This is a genomic window from Kitasatospora sp. GAS204B, from assembly GCF_029892155.1.
GTDB lineage: Bacteria > Actinomycetota > Actinomycetes > Streptomycetales > Streptomycetaceae > Kitasatospora.
This window is the reverse complement of sequence record NZ_JARZAG010000012.1, coordinates 143600-164631: the sequence shown is the minus strand read 5'-3', so window position 1 is coordinate 164631 and position 21032 is coordinate 143600. Positions and strand designations below refer to the sequence as shown.

Annotated in this window: 19 protein-coding genes and 1 tRNA gene; 6 read left to right on the top strand and 14 right to left on the bottom strand. The window is 73.5% G+C overall.

Going from position 1 to position 21032, the window contains the following annotated elements; genetic code table 11:
• Positions 1-179: 179 nt before the first annotated feature.
• From P3T41_RS18620 to P3T41_RS18605, 4 genes are all read right to left on the bottom strand, one after another.
• Positions 180-269: transfer RNA gene (locus tag P3T41_RS18620), tRNA-Ser, on the bottom strand.
• A 66-nt stretch (positions 270-335) separates the two neighbouring features.
• Positions 336-845 (bottom strand): tRNA adenosine(34) deaminase TadA, encoded by a 510-nt coding sequence (tadA, locus tag P3T41_RS18615; protein ID WP_280691037.1) that lies wholly within the window; start codon positions 843-845, stop codon positions 336-338.
• 58 nt (positions 846-903) lie between these two features.
• The gene (locus P3T41_RS18610; RefSeq protein WP_280691036.1) at positions 904-1473 is read right to left on the bottom strand and encodes a tRNA adenosine deaminase-associated protein; all 570 of its coding nucleotides are present in this window, start codon (positions 1471-1473) and stop codon (positions 904-906) included.
• 282 nt (positions 1474-1755) lie between these two features.
• Positions 1756-2010, bottom strand: a complete 255-nt coding sequence (locus P3T41_RS18605) for a hypothetical protein (protein ID WP_280691034.1) — start codon at positions 2008-2010, stop codon at positions 1756-1758.
• Between the two features lie 142 nt (positions 2011-2152).
• Between P3T41_RS18605 and upp the strand changes: the two genes are divergently transcribed.
• Positions 2153-2788, top strand: coding sequence for a uracil phosphoribosyltransferase (upp, locus tag P3T41_RS18600; RefSeq protein ID WP_280691032.1), 636 nt, complete (start codon positions 2153-2155; stop codon positions 2786-2788).
• A 64-nt stretch (positions 2789-2852) separates the two neighbouring features.
• Here the strand turns inward: upp and P3T41_RS18595 are convergent, their stop codons facing one another.
• From P3T41_RS18595 to P3T41_RS18580, 4 genes are all read right to left on the bottom strand, one after another.
• Positions 2853-3611, bottom strand: coding sequence for a LytR C-terminal domain-containing protein (locus P3T41_RS18595; RefSeq protein ID WP_280691031.1), 759 nt, complete (start codon positions 3609-3611; stop codon positions 2853-2855).
• A 255-nt stretch (positions 3612-3866) separates the two neighbouring features.
• Positions 3867-4163 carry a type II toxin-antitoxin system VapB family antitoxin gene (locus P3T41_RS18590; RefSeq protein ID WP_280691030.1) on the bottom strand — a complete coding sequence of 99 codons (297 nt, stop codon included), beginning with the start codon at positions 4161-4163 and terminating at the stop codon, positions 3867-3869.
• A gap of 108 nt (positions 4164-4271) precedes the next feature.
• On the bottom strand, positions 4272-5438 hold the full coding sequence (locus P3T41_RS18585) for a hypothetical protein (RefSeq protein WP_280691029.1): 1167 nt from the start codon (positions 5436-5438) through the stop codon (positions 4272-4274).
• Positions 5439-5533: 95 nt separating this feature from the next.
• Positions 5534-6247 carry a rhomboid family intramembrane serine protease gene (locus P3T41_RS18580; protein ID WP_280691027.1) on the bottom strand — a complete coding sequence of 238 codons (714 nt, stop codon included), beginning with the start codon at positions 6245-6247 and terminating at the stop codon, positions 5534-5536.
• A 108-nt stretch (positions 6248-6355) separates the two neighbouring features.
• Here P3T41_RS18580 and P3T41_RS18575 point away from each other — a divergent pair, with 108 nt between their 5' ends.
• A complete protein-coding gene (locus P3T41_RS18575) occupies positions 6356-9118 on the top strand; it encodes a lectin (RefSeq protein ID WP_280691026.1) in 2763 nt (920 codons plus the stop codon).
• A gap of 49 nt (positions 9119-9167) precedes the next feature.
• Here P3T41_RS18575 and P3T41_RS18570 read toward each other — a convergent pair whose 3' ends face one another.
• Positions 9168-9755 (bottom strand): HhH-GPD-type base excision DNA repair protein, encoded by a 588-nt coding sequence (locus P3T41_RS18570; protein ID WP_280691025.1) that lies wholly within the window; start codon positions 9753-9755, stop codon positions 9168-9170.
• A 241-nt stretch (positions 9756-9996) separates the two neighbouring features.
• Between P3T41_RS18570 and P3T41_RS18565 the strand changes: the two genes are divergently transcribed.
• Complete coding sequence (locus P3T41_RS18565) at positions 9997-11403, top strand: amino acid permease (RefSeq protein ID WP_280691024.1); 1407 nt, start codon at positions 9997-9999, stop codon at positions 11401-11403.
• Positions 11404-11410: 7 nt separating this feature from the next.
• Here the strand turns inward: P3T41_RS18565 and P3T41_RS18560 are convergent, their stop codons facing one another.
• Entirely contained in the window at positions 11411-13864 is a 2454-nt protein-coding gene (locus tag P3T41_RS18560; RefSeq protein ID WP_280691022.1) for a helicase-associated domain-containing protein, read from the bottom strand.
• A 517-nt stretch (positions 13865-14381) separates the two neighbouring features.
• Between P3T41_RS18560 and P3T41_RS18555 the strand changes: the two genes are divergently transcribed.
• The 3 genes from P3T41_RS18555 to P3T41_RS18545 all read left to right on the top strand — a co-directional run bounded on the left by P3T41_RS18555 (position 14382) and on the right by P3T41_RS18545 (position 16542).
• The gene (locus P3T41_RS18555; RefSeq protein ID WP_280691021.1) at positions 14382-15578 is read left to right on the top strand and encodes a sensor histidine kinase; all 1197 of its coding nucleotides are present in this window, start codon (positions 14382-14384) and stop codon (positions 15576-15578) included.
• The gene (locus P3T41_RS18550) at positions 15575-16258 is read left to right on the top strand and encodes a response regulator transcription factor (RefSeq protein ID WP_280691018.1); all 684 of its coding nucleotides are present in this window, start codon (positions 15575-15577) and stop codon (positions 16256-16258) included. Before P3T41_RS18555 ends, P3T41_RS18550 begins: the two co-directional genes overlap by 4 nt.
• Positions 16259-16329: 71 nt before the next feature.
• The gene (locus tag P3T41_RS18545; protein ID WP_280691017.1) at positions 16330-16542 is read left to right on the top strand and encodes a KTSC domain-containing protein; all 213 of its coding nucleotides are present in this window, start codon (positions 16330-16332) and stop codon (positions 16540-16542) included.
• A 32-nt stretch (positions 16543-16574) separates the two neighbouring features.
• On the opposite strand, the gene P3T41_RS18540 is transcribed toward P3T41_RS18545, so the two are convergent.
• The 4 genes from P3T41_RS18540 to P3T41_RS18525 form a co-directional block, all read right to left on the bottom strand.
• The gene (locus P3T41_RS18540; RefSeq protein ID WP_280691015.1) at positions 16575-18071 is read right to left on the bottom strand and encodes an FAD/NAD(P)-binding protein; all 1497 of its coding nucleotides are present in this window, start codon (positions 18069-18071) and stop codon (positions 16575-16577) included.
• The gene (locus tag P3T41_RS18535) at positions 18068-18637 is read right to left on the bottom strand and encodes a cysteine dioxygenase family protein (RefSeq protein WP_280691013.1); all 570 of its coding nucleotides are present in this window, start codon (positions 18635-18637) and stop codon (positions 18068-18070) included. Before P3T41_RS18535 ends, P3T41_RS18540 begins: the two co-directional genes overlap by 4 nt.
• Before the next feature lie 226 nt (positions 18638-18863).
• Positions 18864-19544 carry a response regulator transcription factor gene (locus P3T41_RS18530; protein ID WP_280691012.1) on the bottom strand — a complete coding sequence of 227 codons (681 nt, stop codon included), beginning with the start codon at positions 19542-19544 and terminating at the stop codon, positions 18864-18866.
• Entirely contained in the window at positions 19541-20806 is a 1266-nt protein-coding gene (locus P3T41_RS18525) for a histidine kinase (RefSeq protein WP_280691011.1), read from the bottom strand. Before P3T41_RS18525 ends, P3T41_RS18530 begins: the two co-directional genes overlap by 4 nt.
• Positions 20807-21032 lie beyond the last annotated feature (226 nt).

The following is a 21032-nucleotide window of genomic DNA, read 5'->3' as shown; positions in this document are numbered from 1 at the left end:
CAAGTCAATTCGCTCTGGCGTGTTCTTTCACGAAAGGGTGGCCGGCTCCCGATCGCCACCCGTTGGACGCCATGACCCCCTTGCACCGTTGACGTCGGACGGCGAGTGGGACCAGAACCGGGACCACGACGACGAAGGGCCCCGACCGCTACGGTCGGGGCCCTTCGTCGTTCCTGCTCTGGCGGTAGCGGTGGGATTCGAACCCACGGTGAAGTTGCCCCCACACACGCTTTCGAGGCGTGCTCCTTTGGCCGCTCGGACACGCTACCGAGAGAGACTCTACCGGACGCCTCGGGCGGGGACGAAATCCTTTGGCGGCGCTGGGCGGGGCCGGGTCAGCGGTGGGTGTCGAAGAAGGCGCGGAGCTGGGCGGCGCAGTCGGGGGCGAGCACGTCGGGGACGACCTCGGGGCGGTGGTTGAGGCGGCGGTCGCGCATCACGTCGAAGAGGGAGCCGGCGGCGCCCGCCTTCTCGTCGCGGGCGCCGTAGACGACGCGGTCGATCCGGGACAGGACGATGGCGCCCGCGCACATGGTGCAGGGCTCCAGGGTGACGATCATGGTGCAGCCGGTCAGGCGCCACTCGCCGACGGCCCGGGCGGCCTCGCGGATGGCCTGGACCTCGGCGTGTGCGGTGGGGTCGCCGATCGCCTCGCGCTCGTTGTGGCCGCGGCCCAGGACGGTGCCGTCGGGGCCGAGGACGAGCGCGCCGACCGGGACGTCGCCGGTGGCGGTGGCGAGCGCGGCCTCGGCGATCGCCAGGCGCATCGGAGCGGCCCACCGGTCGCGGACCGGGTCGGGGCGCACCGGGGCCGGCAGGGGTGCGAGGTCGAGGTGGGGCTGCATCCCACCAGTGTCCGGCACCCGCGGCCGCACCCCGACCCTCACCCCGGCCCGCCGCCGGTCAGCGCACCGCCTCCAGCACTTCGGCGCAGCCGAGCGCGTCGGCGATCTCGGAGAGCGCCTCGCCGGGCTCGGAGCCCTCGGCGCTGAGGGCGAGCAGGTCCTTCTCGCTGACGCCCAGGTCGCTCAGCAGCGTGGCGTCGCCGAGCGGGCCGACCGGGACACCGCCGGGGCCGGTGAGCGGGAGCTCCTCGTCCTCGTCCCCGTCGGAGTCGGACAGCTCGGCGTCCTCGCTGTCCTCCAGCTCGGTCACCAGGCTGTCGATGTCGTCGAACTCGTTGTCGCCGGCGCGGCCGACCAGTTCGTCGGTGAGGACCACGTCCCCGTAGGAGCTGCGCTTGGCCGCCGCGGCGTCGGAGACGAAGATCCGCGGATCCTCCTCGCCGTCCACCCGGACGACGGCGAACCACGCGTCCTCCTGTTCGATGAACACCAGCACGGTGTCGTCGTCCTCTGCCGCTTCGCGTGCCAGGTCGGCAAGATCGGCAAGTGTTTCGACGTTGTCCAACTCGGTCTCGCTCACATCCCACCCGTCCTCGGTGCGAGCAAGCACTGCAGCGAAGTACGCCACCAGGGACACTCCCAAATGGTCTCGGCCGTAGGCGATCTCGGGCGAACGCGGTCTGGCCGCCCCCGCACCAGAGGCGGTCCGCTGTTCGGACCGTCCCACGGCATCGTGACAGAAAGCCGGGCCTCTCGGGGAGTGTTCGGCAGCGCGTCTTCGCAGGTCGTGTCGGAAACCGGAGATCGCCGGGCCAATGGCCGGGGAACGGCTGGGGAACGGTCGGGTGGCAGGTGTCCGGTGGGCGGCGCCCGGGCGTCGGCGCGTCGCCGGATCCGGGCCTACGGGGTGTCAGATCCGGAAGGTGCGCATGCGGAGCGCTTCGCGCATCCGGCGCTCCTTGGTCTTGCGGGGCTGTACCCGGGCGCGCAGCTCGCGGGCCTCGGCCAGCTCGCGCAGGAAGACCGCGCGCCGCCGCCGGCGGGCGGCCTCGGTCTCTCCTGGGGCCTGCTCGCCGCCTGCGTCGGAGACCGCGCGGGCAGCGGTGTTCGGATCCGCTGCGGGCTCCTCTGGGGGCCCGGCGACCGGACCCGGCTTCCTTCTCATACGGTCTGACCTTCCCAGAAGTCCTGAATTGATACCACAGCAGTCTCAAACCGTCCCATGCATCCGCCGGTGCCACGGCGGGCACGGCGGCCGTCGTCCACGGCGGTCGTCCGCGGCCACGGGTCGCCGTTAAGGTCGGAATATGCGGATCCACGTCGTCGACCACCCTCTGGTGGCCCACAAGCTCTCCACGCTGCGCGATGAGCGCACCGACTCCCCGACCTTCCGTCGCCTGACCGACGAGTTGGTCACGCTGCTGGCCTACGAGGCCACCCGGGACGTGCGGACCGACGAGGTCGAGATCACCACCCCCGTCGCGGTCACCACCGGCACCCGGCTCAGCTACCCGCGCCCGCTGGTGGTGCCGATCCTGCGGGCCGGGCTGGGCATGCTGGACGGGATGACCCGGCTGCTGCCGACCGCCGAGGTGGGATTCCTCGGCATGGTCCGCAACGAGGAGACACTGGAGGCCTCGACCTACGCGACCCGGATGCCCGACGACCTGTCGGGCCGCCAGGTCTACGTGCTCGACCCGATGCTGGCCACCGGCGGCACCCTGGTCGCGGCGATCCGGCTGCTGATCGAGCGGGGCGCCACTGATGTGACGGCCGTGGTGCTGCTGGCCGCGCCGGAGGGTGTCGCGGTGCTGGAGAAGGAGCTGGCCGGGCTGCCGGTCACCGTGGTCACCGCCGCGCTGGACGAGCGGCTCAACGAGCACGGCTACATCGTCCCGGGCCTCGGCGACGCGGGGGACCGGCTGTACGGCACCGCCGGCTGACGGACGGCGGAAACGCGAAGGGCGGTGCTCCGGGCTCGGAGCACCGCCCTTCCGGTCTGACCCGTCAGCAGCTGCCGGGCAGCGGCGAGGCGCTCGGCGACGGCTTCAGGGCCGCGGCGAGCGCGGTCGCGGCGGCGTTCGGGTCGAGCAGTGCGGAGTAGCCGTCGCCGATCACGAAGTCGACGCTGCCGTCGGTGCGGGCGTCGGCCATCGTGGTCGCGCCGGTGACCTGGGCGCCGAGCAGGGCGGCCGCGCCGGCGCCGGTCTGGCCGGCCACCAGCTCGGCGGCACCGGGCACGTGGCCCTCCAGCGCGGACGGGGCGTTGCCCACCTTGCCCACGGTGAAGCCGCGCTGCTTGAGCTCGTCGGCCGTCTTGGCGGCCAGCCCGGCCTTGCCGGTGGCGTTCAGCACGTTGACCGTGACGGTCTGCGGCTGCGGTGCGGTGGTGACGGCCGGCAGCGGTGTGCTGGAGACGGCCGCCGGGGCCCCGGACGCGGCGGGTGAGCCGGGCGAGCCGGGCGCGGCCGAGCCGGCGGCGGGCGAGCCGCTCGGGGAGGCCGCCGCCGAGGTCGCGGCGACGGGGGCCGCCAGCGGTTTGCCGGAGGCCCGCGCGCTGGCACAGGCCTGGGCGGCGCTGTGCTTGGCCCTGCCGGTGAAGATGTCGACCAGCTGCACGCCGCCCAGCGCGATCAGTGAGAGGGCGAGCAGGGAGCCGATCAACATCAGCCAGCGACGGCCGCGCCGGGGTGGCGGTCCCAGCCGTGGATAGCTGGTGCCGGTGATCCGGAACTGCTTCCCCTTCAATCCCTGGGGAGTCAACATGCTCACAGTCTGTCTCCCCTGGGAGGAAGGGCAGCCTTGCCGACGGGCGACGGGTCTGACCGGTGGGGCGGCGGGACGCGGGGTCCGCGACGCGCTGCGGCCGTGCTCAGCAGCCTAGTCCCGTTCCTGAGATGGAGGTAATAAATGATCATCATTTGCCACCCCCGAGCACTCGAAAGGGTGTACTGACGATCATTCGGCCCCTCAGCACGGTGGTCCGCCGCCTGCTGAACCGTCGTCAGCCGGGCGCCGGCCTCAGTCCATTTCCAGCACCCGCGCGTGCAGCACCTGGCGCTGCTGCAGGGCCGCGCGCACGGCGCGGTGCAGGCCGTCCTCCAGGTAGAGGTCGCCGTGCCACTTGACCACGTGGGCGAAGAGGTCGCCGTAGAAGGTGGAGTCCTCGGCCAGCAGGGTTTCCAGGTCCAACTGGCCCTTGGTGGTGACCAGCTGGTCCAGTCGCACCGGGCGGGGGGCGACGTCCGCCCACTGCCGGGTGCTGGTCCGGCCGTGATCCGGGTACGGCCGGGTGCTGCCGATGCGCTTGAAGATCACACGGAAAGCCTACCGTTTGGGCGGCGCGTGGCGCAGCAAGCACGCTACTGAGGAACGCGGTGCTGACGATATGTCTACGGATGAACCGGGAATACGGCGGAATCGGGCTCAGCTCCGCAGGGCCGCGCCGATCCGGTCCATCGAGGAGAGCCGCATCAGCCCGTAGTTGTAGAACTCGACCTCCGGGACGCCGAGCCCGCGCAGTACCGCGATCTTCTCGGCCAGGTTCGCCGGCCCGTCGCAGTCCTCGGCCATCGGCCGCAGGATCACGGCCAGCGTCTGCGGCCGGACGCCGTGCAGCGCGAACGCGGCGACCTTCTCGCGCACCGCCGAGGCCGTCCTGGCGTAGCCCAGGGTCTGAACGCCCACCCCGGCGGCGGCCAGTGCGGGCAGGTCGATGCCCGCGAGCCAGCCGGTGCCGGGGCCGCCGCCGTCCATGAAGCTCAGCCGCATCCCGTGCTGCCGCGCCCGCTCGGCCAGTTCGGCGGCCAGCGAGGTCACGGTGGCCGCGCTCGCGTCCAGGTAGCCGGCCAGCGCGCCGCCGGCCAGCTCGTCCAGCGCACCCGGCTCCTCGGCGGCCCGCTCGTCGGCCAGCCGGCGGCGGATCTCGGCGGCCACCACCTGGCGCACCCGCTCGGCCGGTACGCCCCGCTCGTTCGCGGCGGCCAGGCAGTGCGGGCAGAAGCAGAGGCCGAGCAGGGCCTCGGCCAGCGGGCCGATCCGCTCGAAATAGCGTTCGTGGTGGTAGCCGTGCCGCAGGCCGTGGAAGTGCAGCGACTCGGCGCGGATCGCGTCCACGCCGTACCGGGCCAGCTCGTCCACCAGGGTGTGGGCGTACTCGCGGACCTCGGGGTGGGCGGGGCAGAGCTCGGTGAGGTGCCGGTCGCCGAAGGCGTTGGCGGGGGCGCACTCGGGGTGCTGGAAGCCGAGCCGGTCGTTGTGGCAGAAGACGGTCCAGGCGTGCAGCTTCAGTCCGCGTCGGCGGGTCTGCTCGGCCGCCTCCGCGAACGGGTCGCGCTCGCCGATCGCACCGGACGCCGTCGGGGCCAGCCGCCGCCCGGCCCAGCGTGCCGGGTCGGGGCGGAAGTACGCCGCGCCCGGCTCCAGGTAGCGCAGCACCCGGGTCGGGTGGTGCGGGAAGACGTCGCGGGCTTCGTGGTAGACCGAGGCGAGGGTGACCCCGCCGACCCCGCAGCGGTCGGTGAGGTTGCCGAAGAAGGCGTCCGCACCCTCGTCGATCAGGTCGGTGGCGAAGGCGAGGACGGACGACTGCACGGCGCGGCTCCGGGACGGGAGGTACGGGGGAGGCCCACGCTAGCCGCTCGGCGGAGAGATGGTCTAGACCTGAGAGAGGCGGGGTCGGCTGCGGCTCAGAAGCCGAGGTCGTCCAACTCCTTGAGCAGGTCGGAGCGCGTGCTCGGGCTCGCACTCGTGCTCGTGCTCGGCGCGGCGGCGCCCGCGCCCGCGTCGCTCGCCGCCCGGACGGGCCTGGCTCCCCGGTCGCGCAGCAGCCAGGCGCCCGCGATCCCGCCGACCAGCCCGCCGAGGTGCGCCTGCCAGCTGATCCCGCTCGGCGCCCCCGGGATGGCCACGGAGAGCTCGTAGGAGAAGGAGGCGGCCATCACCAGCCCGATCAGGCTGTCGATCAGGTGGCGGTCGAAGAGCCCGCGCAGCACCACGTAGCCGAGGTAGCCGAAGACCAGCCCGCTGGCGCCGACCGTGACCGCGTCGCCCGGCCCGAAGATCCAGACCGCCAGGCCGCTGGTGACGGTGATCAGCAGGGTCAGCAGCAGGAACTTCCGTACCCCGCGGTAGGCCGCCAGGAAGCCGAAGATGAACAGCGGGCCCGAGTTGCTCTGCAGGTGCTCCCAGCTGACGTGCAGCAGCGGTGCGGTGAAGAAGTCCGGCAGCCGGGTCAGGTCGTGCGGGCGGATCCCGTAGTCGCGGACCAGCGCCTCGCCGTCCGCCCAGTTCCCGAGCTGGATCAACCAGAGTGCGCAGAGGAAGCCGAAGATGACGAAGAAGGCCCTGCGGGCCTCCGCGATCAGCAGGCTCTCGGTGCCAGGTCGATCGTGCTCCGTCATGTCCCGCTCCCCCGGCCGAAGGTCTGCTGGCTTCCGATGGTAAGCCGTTGGGGGGACACCGGGTCTGTCGCGACCGTCGTGGCTCGGAGTGAGCCCCACGATGATCAGATGAGCGTCCGTCAGATGATCACCGCGGCGCTGGCCCTGACCCTGCTGACCGGCGTGAGCAGCGCCCCAGCAGTCGCCACGGCCGCGACCGCCAAGCACCGCGTCACGGTCAGCGATCCCGCGCAGTACGTCAACCCGTTCGTCGGCACCAAGCAGGCCGCACCCGACTTCGGCAACGGCGGCGGCGCGGGCAACACCTTCCCCGGCGCCACGGTGCCGTTCGGGATGGTGCAGTGGAGCCCCGACACCGTCACCTATCAGCACGGCGGTTACTTCTACGACGACCAGCGGATCCGCGGCTTCAGCCTGACCCACATCTCGGGTGCGGGCTGCGGCGACTACGGGAACATCCCGTTCCTGCCGATGCTCGGCGACACCCCGGTGGGCCACGAGTCCTTCTCGCACGCCCAGGAGTCGGCGGTCCCCGGCGGGTACGCGGTCACCTTCGACAACGGCCTGCGCACCGAACTCTCCAGCACCCAGCGCACCGGCATCGCCCGGTTCAGCTACCCGGCGGGGGAGACCGCCTCACTCACCGTGGACGCGGGCCGGGCCTTCAACAACGCCAGCGGCACGCTGACGATCGGCAGCGACAGCATCTCCGGCTACACCGACGGCGGCGGGTTCTGCGGGACGCAGAACCACTACCGGATCTACTTCACCGCCGTCTTCGACCACCCGTTCACCCAGGCCGGCATCGTGCAGGACGGCCACCTCGACCCCACCCGCCGCAGCGCCAGCGGCGACAGTCGGGGCATCGCCCCGCAGCCACCGCGCACCGCCGCCGCGCAGGCGGCGCTGGCCGGCCACCGGGCGCCGCAGCTGCCGACCCACCCCGACGCGCCGGACACCGGCTCGGACGCGCAGGCACTGGTCTCCTTCGACACCAGCTCCGGCGCCCCGGTCACGGCCCGGGTCGGCATCTCCTTCACCAGCGCCGAGGGCGCCCGGGCCAACCTCGACGCGGAACAGCCGGGCGGACCCGACCTCGACCGGGTCCGGGACAGCGCTCGGGCCACCTGGAACGACCTGCTGGGCCGGATCGCGGTGGCCGGCGGCACCGGCACCCAACTGCGCACCTTCTACACCGCGCTCTACCACTCGCTGCTGCACCCGAGCGTGCTCAGCGATGTGGACGGCCAGTACCCGGGCTTCGACGAGAGGGTGCACCGCACCGAGCCCGGAAAAGTCCAGTACGCCGACTTCTCCGGCTGGGACATCTACCGGTCCGAGATCCAGCTGATCAGCCTGCTGGCTCCCCGGGAGGCGGCGGACATCGCCCAGTCGGTGCTGAACCAGGGCGTCCAGGGCGGCTACTTCGACCGCTGGACGCTGGCCAACGGTGGCACCGGGGTGATGATCGGCGACCCGATGCCGATGATCGCCGCCACCGTGCACGCGTTCGGCGGCACCGACTTCGATGCGGCCGGGCTGCTCAGGCAGGCACTGGCCGGCCGCCAGGACGGCCGGGAACGCCCGGGACACGCGGCCGAAGAGACCCAGGGCTACCTGCCAGTGGGCACCTCGGGCGAGTGGGGCACCGTCTCCGGCACCCTGGAGTACGCCGCCGCCGACTTCGCGCTCTCGCAACTCGCCGCCCGCCTCGGCGACCAGGGCACCCACGACACCCTGCTGCGCGCCACGGCGAACTGGCGCAACCTGTTCAACATCGACAGCGGCTACCTGCAGCCGCGCAACGCCGACCACAGCTGGCCCGACTTCAAGCCCACCCAGCAGGACGGCTACGCCGAGGGCGACGGCGCGCAGTACGCCTGGATGGTCCCGTTCAACCACCGCGGGCTCTTCGACGCGATGGGCGGCGACCAGGCCGTGGTGGGGCGGCTGGACGACTTCACCCAGCAGCTCAACGCCGGCCCCGGCGCGCCCTACGCCTACCTGGGCAACGAGCCCTCGCTCAACACCCCGTGGGCGTACGACTACGCGGGCCGCCCCGACCGCGCCGCCGACGTGGTGCGCCGCGCGGTGACCACGTTGTTCGGCGACGGGCCCGACGGGGAGTCGGGCAACGACGACCTGGGCGAGATGTCCTCCTGGGCGGTCTGGGCCTCGCTCGGCCTCTACCCGCAGGTCCCCGGCCGGGCCGAACTGGTGCTGGCCAGCCCGCTCTTCCCGCAGGCCACGATCACCCGGGGCAACGGCGCCGTGATCGACATCAGCGCACCTGGCGCCTCCGCCGACGTGCGCTACGTGCACGGGCTGCACGTCGACGGGCGCGCCTCCACCCGGCCCTGGGTGGGCGCCGACCTGGTCGCTCAGGGCGGCAGCCTGGAGTACCAACTGGCCGCCGACCCCGACCCCGGCTGGGGCCGTGACCCGCGCGACGCGCCGCCCTCCTTCGACGTCGGCCCGGCACAGCCGGTGACCGGCGCGGTGACCGGCGTGGCGGGCAAGTGCCTGGACGTCGACCAAGGCGCCGGCACGGACGGCACGCCGGTCCAGCTCGGGGACTGCAACGGGACCGACGCGCAGCGCTGGACGGTGGCGGGCGACGGCACGGTGCGGGCCCTCGGCCACTGCCTGGACGTCGACCACAGCGGCACCGCCAACGGCACCACGGTCCAGCTGTGGACCTGCAACGGCACCGGGGCGCAGCAGTGGTGGCCGCGCCCGGACGGCTCGCTCTACAACCCGCCGGCCGGTCGCTGCCTGGACGTCCCGGCCGGCCGGACCGACAACGGGACGGGGCTGCGGATCTGGGACTGCCAGGGCGGCGCCGGACAGCGCTGGACGCTGCCGAGCTGATGTCCGATCAGGCCGCCGGGCCGGTGGAACACTTCACCGGCCCGGCGGCCTACTTCGTCTTCTTCGCCTTGGCCTCCTGCTTGGCCTGCTGCTTGTAGGCGCGGACCTGGCCCAGCGACTCGGGGCCGGTGATGTCCGCCACCGAGCGGTGGCTGCCGTCCTCCCCGTACGGTCCGGCGGCCTCGCGCCAGCCGGGCGGGCGGACGCCGAACTGCTTGCCCAGCAGCGCGAGGAAGATCTGCGACTTCTGGGCGCCGAAACCGGGCAACGCCTTCAGCCGGGCCAGCAGGTCCATGCCGTCGGCCGCGTCCTGCCAGACGGCCGCCGCGGCGCCGTCGTAGTGCTCGACCAGGTACTGGCAGAGCTGCTGGATCCGCTTGGCCATCGAGCCGGGGTAGCGGTGCACGGCGGGTTTCTCGGAGAGCAGGGCGGCGAACGCGTCGGGGTCGTACCCGGCGATCCGCCGGGCGTCCAGGTCGTCGGTGCCGAGCCGTTGGGCGATCGTCAGCGGGCCGGTGAACGCCCACTCCATCGGCACTTGTTGATCCAGGAGCATGCCCACCAGGGCGGCCAGGGGGCTGCGGCCGAGCAGTTCGTCGGCGTCGGGTTGCTGGGCGAGATGCAGGGAGACGGGCATGGACCCATGGTCGAGGGTGCGGCCGGGCCAGTCGCGCAACACGCCGCCGGGCTCTCGCTCCGGGCACCAGCCGGTAATCCGGAATTCTGATGACCGGTCAGTAGGTTCGATAATCCTCAGATCATCCTCAAATAATAGGTAAGAAAGGCTGCAGAGGGTTACCAGAATTTCCGTCGCGGGTTACCTTTCCTGGCATTGCGCGGATTCTCCCCACCGCGCAGGAGAGGTAGCGAAACCACCCATGAGTACGGAAACGACCAAGCCCTCGACCCCGCAACGGGAAGCCGGCGGTCAGCTCCAGGCCGGCCTGAAGAACCGTCACCTGTCCATGATCGCGATCGGCGGCGTGATCGGGGCCGGCCTGTTCGTCGGCTCCGGAGCGGGTATCGCGGCCACCGGCCCGGGCATCCTGCTGTCCTACGCGCTGGCCGGCGTGCTGGTGGTGATGGTGATGCGGATGCTGGGCGAGATGGCCGCCGCCGACCCGCAGAGCGGCTCGTTCTCGGCCTACGCGGACAAGGCGCTCGGGCGCTGGGCGGGCTTCACGATCGGGTGGCTGTACTGGTTCTTCTGGGTCGTCGTGCTGGCCGTGGAGGCCACCGCGGGTGCGAAGATCCTCAACGGGTGGCTGCCGTCGGTGCCGCAGTGGGCGTTCGCCCTGCTGGTGATGGCGGTGCTGACCGCGACCAACCTCTTCTCGGTGGCCTCCTACGGCGAGTTCGAATTCTGGTTCGCCGGGATCAAGGTGGTCGCGATCGTCGCGTTCATCGTGATCGGACTGCTCGCCGTCTTCGGCCTGCTGCCGAGCACCCACGCGGTCGGCACCAGCAATCTGTTCGGGCACGGCGGTTTCCTGCCGCACGGCGTCGGCGCGGTCTTCACCGGCATGCTGACGGTGGTCTTCGCCTTCATGGGCAGCGAGATCGTCACCTTGGCGGCGGGCGAGTCGGCCGACCCGCAGCGGGCGGTCAGCAAGGCGACCAACAGCGTGATCTGGCGGATCGGCGTCTTCTACCTCGGCTCGATCGCCATCGTGGTCACCCTGCTGCCGTGGAACTCGGCCAAGGTCCTGGGCAGCCCGTACGTCGCGGTGCTGGAGCACGTCGGGATCCCCGGGGCGGGCCAGGTGATGAACGTGATCGTGCTCACCGCCGTGCTCTCCTGCCTCAACTCCGGGATGTACACCGCCTCCCGGATGGCCTTCTCGCTCGGGCAGCGCGGTGACGCGCCGGCCGCCTTCGCCAAGGTGACCGAGCGCGGGGTGCCGCGCACCGCGATCCTCGCCTCGGTGGTCTTCGGCTTCGTCGCGGTCTTCTTCAACTACACCTCGCCGAACACCGTCTTCCAGTTCCTGCTGAACTCCTCGGGCGCGGTGGCGCTCTTCGTCTGGCTGGTGATCTGCTGCACCCAGCTGCGGATGCGCGGGATCATCGAGCGCGAGGCGCCGGAGCGGCTGACCGTGCGGATGTGGCTCTTCCCGTACCTGACCTGGGCGACGATCGGGCTGATCGTCTTCGTGGTCGGCTACATGTTCACCACGCACGACGGGCGGATCCAGATGGTCCTCTCGTTGGTGGCCGCCGCCGTGGTGCTGGTGGCGGCCCGGGTGGTGGAGGTCCGGCGGCGCGCGGTGGGCCGGCGCGCCTGACGCCCGGTCAGGCCGGCTGGACGTCCTGGATCCGGGCCAGGGCGTACTCCTCCCGTCCGTCGGCGGCGTAGAGGAACGGCGGGTCGAACTCCAGGCCGCTGAGCGTGCGCACGGTCCGGTCACCGTCCACGGTCAGGTAGGTGATGGTGACCGACCGGTCGGCCTGCAGTGCGCGGGCCAGCCGGCGGATCGCCGAGGGCGTCAGCAGCAGGGCGCGGTCGGCCAGCGCCTGCTCGGTCCGCGAGTCCACCGCGGGCTCGTCCGGGTCCGGAGCGTCGGTCGCCGCCAGCAGCCGGCCGGCGAGCGCGCGCAGGTCGGCCGCGGACGGCGGGGTCCGGGCGGGTCGGGCCGGTGGCCGGCGCTGGGCCGGGACGCGCTCGGCGCGGTCGGCGCCGGTGCGCTCGACCCGGACCGTGCCGTCGACCGCCTCCGCCACCGGGGCGTAGCCCTCGGCGCGCAGCGCGTCCAGCGTCTGCTCCGGATCCGCCGCGCTGACCAGCACGGTCGGAGCCAGCAGCCGCAGCCGCAGGGCGGCCAGTCTGCGGTGCGCGGCCAGCTCGGTGAGCAGGGCGGGATCGGCGCCGTGCAGCACGCAGCCGGGCGCGGTGACCCGGATCCGACCGTGCCGGCGGGCGGTGTCGTTGATCAGGTAGACCAGCGGCTGCGGGAGTCGGCGCGCCGCGCCGGTGTCCACGCGGACGGCGGTCAGCTCGGCGATCAGCCGCTGCGGGCTCTGCCCCGAGTCCAGCGCGCGGCGAACGCTGGCGGGGGTGAACCGCCAGACCGACGCGGTGCCGCGGGTCTCCCGGTCGGCGACCGCGTCCAGCAGGGCGGCCAGCCGGCCGGTCGGCGGGCCGGTCACCACGGCCGTCAGGTCGGTGCCCAGCCTGGCCTGCGCGGTCGCGGCCGGCAGCAGGCCGACGGCGCGGTCCAGCAGCGCCGTCGGCTGCTCCGCGGACTGCGCGGCGAGCGCGGCGCCCAGCGGGGACAGCGTCCCGCGCGCCACCAGGCCGAGCGCCTCGGCCTCCTGGAGCACGGTGGCGAACGGCGTGCCGTCCTGGGCCGGTTGCTCGGCCAGCGGGCGGTGCCAGGCGGCCAGCCGACCCAGCCCCGCGGCACTCGCCGCGCCCCGCCCGGCCGGCAGCCGACCGGCCGCGGTGAGCACCCCGCGCCGGGCGTGCCGGCAACTCGGGTTCGGCGAACGGCTGATCAGCGCCGGCCAGGCCTTGCCGTCGCGGTCCTGGGTCGCGGTCGGCGTGAACGGCAGCGCCCACCAGGCCAGTACCAGTTCGACCAGTTGCCGGGCCGGATCCAGCTCGGCCCACGCGTCGTACGCCGGGGTGACCCGCAGCTGCCCGCCGCCCGCCTCCGGATCCGGCGACGGCCGCTTGCTCGGGGCGACCACCCGGCGGGTGATGCCCTTGCCGGTCGGCCGGCTCGTCTCCGGGTCGGCGGCACCGGTCAGCAGCCCGGCCGCGGAGGCACTCTCCAGGACCAGCCGCACCAGCGGCTCGGCGCACTGGGTCTGCCGCCCGAGCCGGCCCAGCTCGCGCGGTCCGACCCCGCCGGTCTTCAACAGCGCCGGTGGGCGGGCCGCGCACTCGGCGAGCACCGAGGCGGCCTGGGAACCGAAGGCGGTCGCGGCCGAGACCGCCTCCCGCTCCACCTCCGCCACGCCGACCTCGACCAGGTCCGGCTCGGGCGGGCACGGGTCGAACGGGGCGTGCCAGGCCGGGCCGCGCAGCGCCAGCGTCACCTCGGCGGGCATCCGGGTCGGCCCGTACCCGTGGTGGGCCCGGACCAGCAGCCCGCGCTCGCGCGCCCAGCGCGCGGCCCGACCCGCCTCGCCGGAGGCGGAGGCCACCAGCGCCTGCCGGGTCACGGTGGACCGCGCGCTCTCCTCCAGCAGCCCGGCGATCCCCGGCGGGGCACCGGCCACCACGGTGGCCAGCCAGGCGGGGTCGGCGAAGTGCTCGGCGAGGGTGTCCAGGCGTTGCTGCTTGGTCACCGGCACCCGCAGCCGCAGCAGGGCCAGCACGGCGCGCAGTTCCTCGGAGGTGGTGTCGGCCAGCAGCTCGCTCAGCGGGGCGTCCAGGCCGAGCGCGTGGGGCCAGACCTGGCGCAGCGCCGGCACGCAGGTCAGCCGGCCGCGCGGGTCCGGCCAGACCAGGGCCTGGCCGGCCAGTGCCTGCAGCGCGGTGTCCAGTCCGGCGGCCCGCTCGCCGTCCAGGGCGTCGAGCAGCCGGGCCAGCTCGGCCCGGTCGGCCGGCGGGCCGAGGGCGACCAGCGCCTCGGCGGTCTGCAGGCAGGGCAGCGGCAGGCGGCGCAGCACCGCGGTGACCGCGCCGGGGCGGGCCAGCCGCTCGGCCAGCTCGGCCGGCAGCGCGGGCTCGGGCACGCCCGCGGCGTCCGGCCTGGCCCGGAGCAGGCGGTAGAGCCGGTCCTCGTCGAGGCCGCGCAACCAGGCGGTCAGTTCGGCGTGGGGTGACTCGGTGATGACGGCTCACCTCGCTCGGTGCAGGTGGCCCGCGCCCCGTGGCGCTCCGGCGCTACTCGCGGGCTGCGACGACAGTGTGACTGTGCGTCAGTCTAGTGCGTGGTGCGCCTGCTGGGGCCGGTTCGCCGAGATCCGCCGGGGGTGTTCGCGGGCTCGGGGTGGGCCCGAGGGCGGTCGCCGGCGCCGCGCTCCGGCTTGCGCGCCTCGATCGGGAAGCGCGCGGTGTGCCACGAACGGGCCCTGACGGCAGATCAGTTCGGCCGGCTCGCGCCGGGGAGGTCGGCCGTGGCCGGGTCATCCCGGTCGGCGGTTCAGGTAGCCGAGCACCGCCCGCACCCGGTGGTTCGACGCTGGTCTCCAACCAGGCCATCACGCCGGACGGCCATCGGTTCACCGCCTCCGTGTGGTCCGGCTGGTCCGCCCGTGGGCGTACGCCTGTAAGGGGACGACCGGTCGGGGTGGCGGTGGCTACGATCGGCCCGTGGATCACGTCATGCCGTGGCCGCCGCTGCTCGGGCGGGTGCCACCTCGCCTCTGGTCGGCGCTCAGTTGGAGCGCGGCGGCCTTCTTCGGGCTGCTGCTCTTGGTGGCGCAGCTGCTCCCCGTCGGGGGGCGAGGCATGGTGGATCGGGAGGTCGTCGAGTGCGCCGGGCTGGCCCTGGTCTCGGCGCTGCCGATCGGGCTCGGCCGGCGGTGGCCGTTGCCGATGCTCGGGGTGCTGGTGGTCGCCTCGTCGCTGTCGTTGGTGTGCCGGCAGCCGGTCTGGGTGCTCTACCTGCCGGTGTTCGATCTGCTGGTCTGCCTGCTGGCGGCCGAGCCGGGGCTGGGATCGGCCACCGAGCGTGCCCGGTACCGGGTCTCCGGGGCGGCAGGGCTCGTGGTGCTGGCCGTCGAGCTCGGCGAGTGGCGGATCGCGAACGGGCAGTGGGGCGCCGGCTTCCGCGATGTCGCGGTGCCGATCACCGCGGCCACCGTCCTGGCCTGGCTGATCGGCGCCTCGATCCGCCAGCGGCGAAGACACGCCGAGCGGCTGCGCGCCGAGGTCGCCGAGCAGGCGGTGGCGGCCGAACGGCTCCGGATCGCCCGCGAGTTGCACGACATGGTGGCGCACAGCATCGGCGTGATCGCGATCCAGGCCGGCGCGGCCGGCCGGATCATCGAGAGCCGGCCGGCCAGGGCCCGCGAGGCGTTGGGCGCCGTCGAGGCCACCAGCCGGGAGACCCTGGCCGGGCTGCGCCGGATGCTGGTCGCGCTGCGCCAGGCCGACGGGCAGGCACCGGAGTTCGCCCCGGTGTCGGGTCTGGCCGACCTGGAGCGGCTGGCCGCCGACACGGCGCGGGCCGGGGTCGGGGTCGAGGTACGGCGACAGGGGCGGCCGCGCCCGCTGCCGCCGGAGATCGAGCTGGCCGCTTTCCGGATCGTGCAGGAGTCGGTGGCCAATGTGGTGCGGCATGCGGACAGCCCGCACTGCCAGGTCTCGTTGGCGTACGAGGACGAGGAGCTGGCCATCGAGGTGGTCGACCACGGGCGTGGTGACGCGGCGCGGCGGCCGGTGCCCGAGGGCGCCGGCTGGGGGATCGCCGGGATGCGCGAGCGGGTGGCCTTGCTGAACGGCCGGTTCAGCGCCGGGCCCGGGTCCACGGGCGGTTTCCGGGTGATGGCGAGGTTGCCGCTGTGACGATCCGTCTGCTGCTCGTCGACGACCAGCCGCTGGTGCGGGCCGGGCTCGGCATGGTGATCACCGACTGCCCGGATCTGGAGATCGTGGGGGAGGCCGGCGACGGGGCCGAAGCCGTCGAGCTGGCCGCGGAGTTGCGGCCCGACGTGGTGGTGATGGACATCCGGATGCCCGGCATGGACGGCATCGAAGCCACCCGGCGGATCACCGCCGCCTCCGCCGCGGCCCGGGTCATCATGCTCACCACCTTCGACGACGATGACCACGTCTACGCCGCGCTACGGGCCGGGGCCAGCGGCTTCCTGGTCAAGGACATGGCGCTGGACGACATCCTGGCCGCGGTGCGGGTGGTCGCCGCCGGGGACGCGTTGATCGCGCCGAGCGTGACCCGGCGGCTGATCGCGGAGTTCGCCCACCGGCCCGAGCCGGCGCGGGCTGCTGTTCCGGCGGGGGTGTCGGGGCGCTCGCTCTCGCTGGAGGGGGTCACCGAGCGGGAGCGGGAGGTGCTCACCCTGGTCGGGCGCGGCCTGTCCAACAGCGAGATCGCGGCTGAGCTCTTCATCGGCCCCGCCACCGCGAAGACCCATGTGGCGCGCCTGCTCACCAAGCTGGGCGCGCGCGACCGCGTGCAACTGGTGATCATCGCCTACCGGGCGGGGCTGGTCTCCGCGACGGCGTAACGGCTCGGCCCAGCCCGAGCCCATTCCCGAGCCCGATGGCCGGGACGGGCGGGCTCGGCCAGGCTGGAGGGGTGGAACGCGTCCCGGTGGAGTCCAGCTGCCTGGCGGCGGTCGGGTACGACCCTGCCGACGGGGCGCTGGAGCTGGAGTTCACCAGCGGGTCGGTCTACCGGTACCTGGCGGTGCCCGAGGACGTCCACCGGGGGTTGCTGGCTGCCGAGAGCCTCGGCCGGTACTTCCACGCGTGGATCAGGGACCGCTACGAGTACCGCCGGATCGGGTAGCCAGCCCGGCTGCTCGATCCGGCGGCCCCGCCTCAGTGCTGCCGCGCCGTGGCCCCCCGCTGTTCTACGGCGCTGCGGTCGAGCAGGAGCAGCGCGAGGTCGTCGGCCTGGCAGCGGATTTCGGGGATCGCGGTGGACTCCAGGAGGTTGCCGCGGCGCAGGGTCCCGAGGGTCCACAGCGGAGCGGGGGCGTGGTCGGCCGCCGGACGGAGCCGACCGGCCGAGGTGGTGTCGAAGCCGCCGCCGACGGGTGCCGGATAGCCGAGGCCGCCCGCGAGCAGGTCGGCGACCAGCGGGTCCTCGACGCGGGTCAGGTCGGTCTGCGAGCCGGTGCAGTTCAGCACCGCGGCCACCCGCAACCGGCGGCCGTTGTCCAGCCGGACCTGGAGCCGGTCCGCGGTGGTCTCCGCGCTCTTGCCGCTCTCGGTGGCCTCGGCGGTTTCGGCGCCGACCACGGTTCCCCGGCCGATGCTGACCAGCCCGGCGTCCACGGCGCCGCGCAGTGCCGCGGCGCTGGTTGGTGGGATCCGGTGGCGGTGGGTCTCCCAGAGCCGCAGGTCCTGGTCGAGGAGCCGGGCCTGGTCGGCCGGCGAAAGCCGCTGCCAGAGTGCGGAGGTGAGCGGGCGCAGGCTGTCGACGCCCGCCCGCCAGTCGCCGTGGCTGCGGCGGCAGCGGGAGATCTGCCGCAGTACCGCGCGACGCAGCTCGGCCAGCCCCGACACCCCGTCAAGGTCGGGCGTCGGCGCGACGACCACCGGTGTGCCGGCGTGCGGTTGGGGTACCAGCCCGTGCCGGGAGAGCGCGTGCACGACGCGGCCGGGGCGCTGCAGGGTGAGCGCCATGTCCACCATGGTCAGGCCGGTGCCGACGAGCAGGACGTCGCGGTCGTCGGCGACGCGCTCCAGCGCGCCGGGCGCCCACGGGTCGGGCAGGTAGCCGGGCGCCGAGCGCAGCGCGGGCGGGGCCCAGCCCTGGCCCGGTGCGAAGTTGCCCAGTGCCAGCACCGCGGCGTCGAAGTCGAGCCACTGCCCGCTGGCCAGCCGCAGGCGCAGCGGTGAGGCGGCCGGATCCGGCTGGTGGGTGATGCCGACGACGCGGTCGTGCAGGCGGACCAGGTCCGGGGCGCCGTCGAGCCGGCTCGCGGCGTCGAGGCTGTCGGCCAGGTAGCGGCCGTACCGGCCCCGGGCGATGAAGTCGTGCTCCCGGCCCGGCTCCCCGTGCTCGGCGAGCCAGCGGACGAAGTGGTCCGGGTCGTCCCGGTGCGCGCTCATCCGCCCGGCCGGGACGTTCAGCAGGTGGTGCGGCGCCTCGGTGCCGAAGGCCAGGCCCCGGCCGGCCGGTTCGGGGTCGATCAGCCAGATCCGCAACGCGGCCCGGCGGTCCGCGGCGGCGTGCTGGAGCAGTCGCATCGCCGTCAGGGTGCCCGCGGCTCCGGCGCCCACCACGGCGATGTGCCGGACGCCACCGCTTTCGCTCACCAGGTGGCCGTCCTGTTCCGGGTGGCGGCCCGCCGCCGAGGTGGCGCTCACTGCTCGCCCTCGGGGTCGCGGTAGGTCCGACGGATGCTGGTCCCCAGCCGCGAGATGTCCGCGCCGTAGACGTGGATCGAGATCGCCTTGGTCGCGCAGGCGTTGCGCACCCGGTGGATGTCGCCGGGCGGGGCGAAGGCGGCGATCGCGCCGGTGGGGTTGGTCACGTCCTCGGTCGGGATCAGCCGGGAGGTCCGCCCGTCGGTCATCAACCGGTAGCGGCGTTCGCTCTCCTGCCCCTGGTGGACACCGGTGACGCACCAGGAGACGTGGTCATGGATGGTGGTCCGCTGGCCTGGCAGCCAGACCAGCGCGACGATCGAGAAGCTGCCGTCGGTCTCGGCGTGCAGCACGTGCTGGCGGTAGCGGTCGGGGTGGCCCTCGCACTGCTCGGCGGTGAGCAGGTCGGGGGTGCCGAGCAGCGGGACGATCAGCTCGCCGACCAGATGGGCCGTCAGCTCCGGTGGCAGGCCGCGCTGGATGACCTCGCGGGCTGTGACGACGAGGTCGTCGATCGCCGGAGTGACCCGCGCGACGACCGCGCCGGACACAAGGGAAGACGTCATGCTGCCAACTTCGACCCGGTCGTACCCTCGCGTCCAACGACAGTAATCGGCTCTTGGCAAAGCGGAGCTTATGGATCCCGGCGGCGATGCCGGACCGGCCGTCGCCGACCGAGGTCGTCGGCTGACGCAGCGTCAGCAGGCCTGAAACATAAGCAGAAATTGGGGGCGCGCATGGCGGCGCGCGGCCGGCAGGATTCGTTCGGGAGGTGCTGGGGCCCTACAGGCCCTAGCCTCCGGCCCGGTTCTCGCCCGCGCTGACCAGCCCGGTCTCGTAGGCGATCACCACCGCCTGGGCCCGGTCGCGGAGCCCGAGCTTGCCGAGGATCCGGGCCACGTGGGTCTTCACGGTCGCCTCGGACAGCTGGAGCCTGGCGGCGAGTTCGGCGTTGCTCAGCCCCCGCGCCAGCAGGCCCATCACCTCCAGCTCCCGCGGCGTCAGCGCGGCCAGGTCGCGGTGGATCGCGGTGGCGGCGGCGTCGCGGCGGGCGAAGCGCTCGACCAGCCGGCGGGTGATCGCCGGGGCCAGCAGCGCGTCGCCGCCGCGCACCATCCGGACGGCGCCGGCCAGATGCTCGGGGCTGACGTCCTTGAGCAGGAAGCCGCTGGCCCCGGCCGACAGCGCGGCGTAGACGTACTGGTCGAGGTCGAAGGTGGTCAGGATGATCACCCGCGGGCCGTTCGGGTCGTCGCCGACGATCCGCCGGGTCGCCTCCAGGCCGTCCAGCTCCGGCATCCGGATGTCCATCAGGACCACGTCGGGCCGGGTGCGGCGGACCGCGTCGACGGCCTCGGCGCCGTTGCCGGCCTCGGCGACCACCTCGATGCCCTCGGATTCCAGGATCATCCGGAACCCGGTGCGCACCAGCGCCTGATCATCGGCGACCACGACATGCAGCGGCTCGGTCACGACGTCTCCAGCGGTATCAGGGCTCTGACCCGGTACCCTCCGCGCGGGCGGGGTCCGGTCTCGACGGTGCCGCCGTAGACGGCCAGGCGTTCGCGCAGGCCGATCAAGCCGCGGCCGTTGCCGGTGGCCGCGGAGGGGCTCGGCCGGCCGCCGGTGTCGGCGACCTCCACTCGCAGCCGGTCGACAGCGTATTCGACGATCACCTCGGCGCTCGCGCCGCTCGCGTGCTTCACCGTGTTGGTCAGCGCCTCCTGTACCACCCGGTAGGCGGCGAGTTCGACGCCGGGCGGCACCGCGCGCCGCCGGCCCAGCACGGTCAGCTCGATCGGCATCCCGGCCTGCCGCACCCCGGTGACCAGGGCCTCCAGCCGGTTCAGGCCCGGTTGCGGGGCGAGTTGCGCCGTCCCGGCCGGATCGTCGCCGTCGGTGTCGCTGTCCATCGTCAGCAGCCCCATGACCTGGCGCAGTTCGGCCATCGCCGCCCGGCCGCCGGTCTCCACCGCGAGGAGCGCCTCGCGGGCCCGCTCCGGGGAGCTGTCCATGATCTTGCGGGCGGCACCGGTCTGAATCACCATCACGCTGACGTTGTGGGTCACCACGTCGTGCAACTCGCGGGCGATGCGTGCCCGTTCGTGCTCGACCGCGCGCTCCAGCGCCTCGACCTGCTCGCGCGCCAGGTCGGACATCCGCTGGTGGCCCTCCTCGACCCGGCGCCGCCACATCCTGATCTCGTAGGCCACCGCGAGCACCGGGATCAGCACCAGCAGCGCGACCACCCCGTTGGGGAAGCTGGGCAGTTGCGCGCTGCTGAACAGCAGGACCAGCACCACGGCGGCCGCCGGGAGGCTGAGCAGCGTGGCACGCCGCCGCGGTCCGTGGACGGCGGCCGTGTAGACGGCGATGACGCACGGGACCGAGGACCAGTAGGCGATGTCCGGGGAGTCGCCCCTGACCGGCAGCGCCAGCGCTGACACGGCCCAGAGCACCGCCAGCGGGAGCCGGCGGCGCAGCGCCAGCGGCAGCGGGACGAGCGGCACCAGGAGCAGCCGGCCGGTCCAGTCCACGCCGCCGGTCAGCGGGACCAGCCTCGCGTAGTGGACGGCGCCCGCCGCGAGGCCCAGCGCCAGCGCGAGGTCGAACACCCGGCCGCGCGCGGCCACGGCCGGTACGCGTCGGGTCTCCGGGCCTGGCCGGAGCCCGAGTTGACGGGCCGTCCGATCGGCCAGTTCGCGCAGTCGATCCACTGCGGGCGGGTTCGTCACGTGATCATTGTGGCCGACACCCCCGGCTCGGTACATCCGTCCGGGACGGTAGTCCTGCTGCATCCCTCGCCTACCTCGCAAGGATGACGCCGGCCGGCATGCGCCTCTCGCGGTAGCGCAGATGCCTCGCCCGAGCGACGCGCCAGGTCAACCCCTGCTCCTACCTTCGGATCAGCCGGTCGGGCAGCCCGCCGGAAGCAGGCTCGGCAGATCGAGGGAGACGATG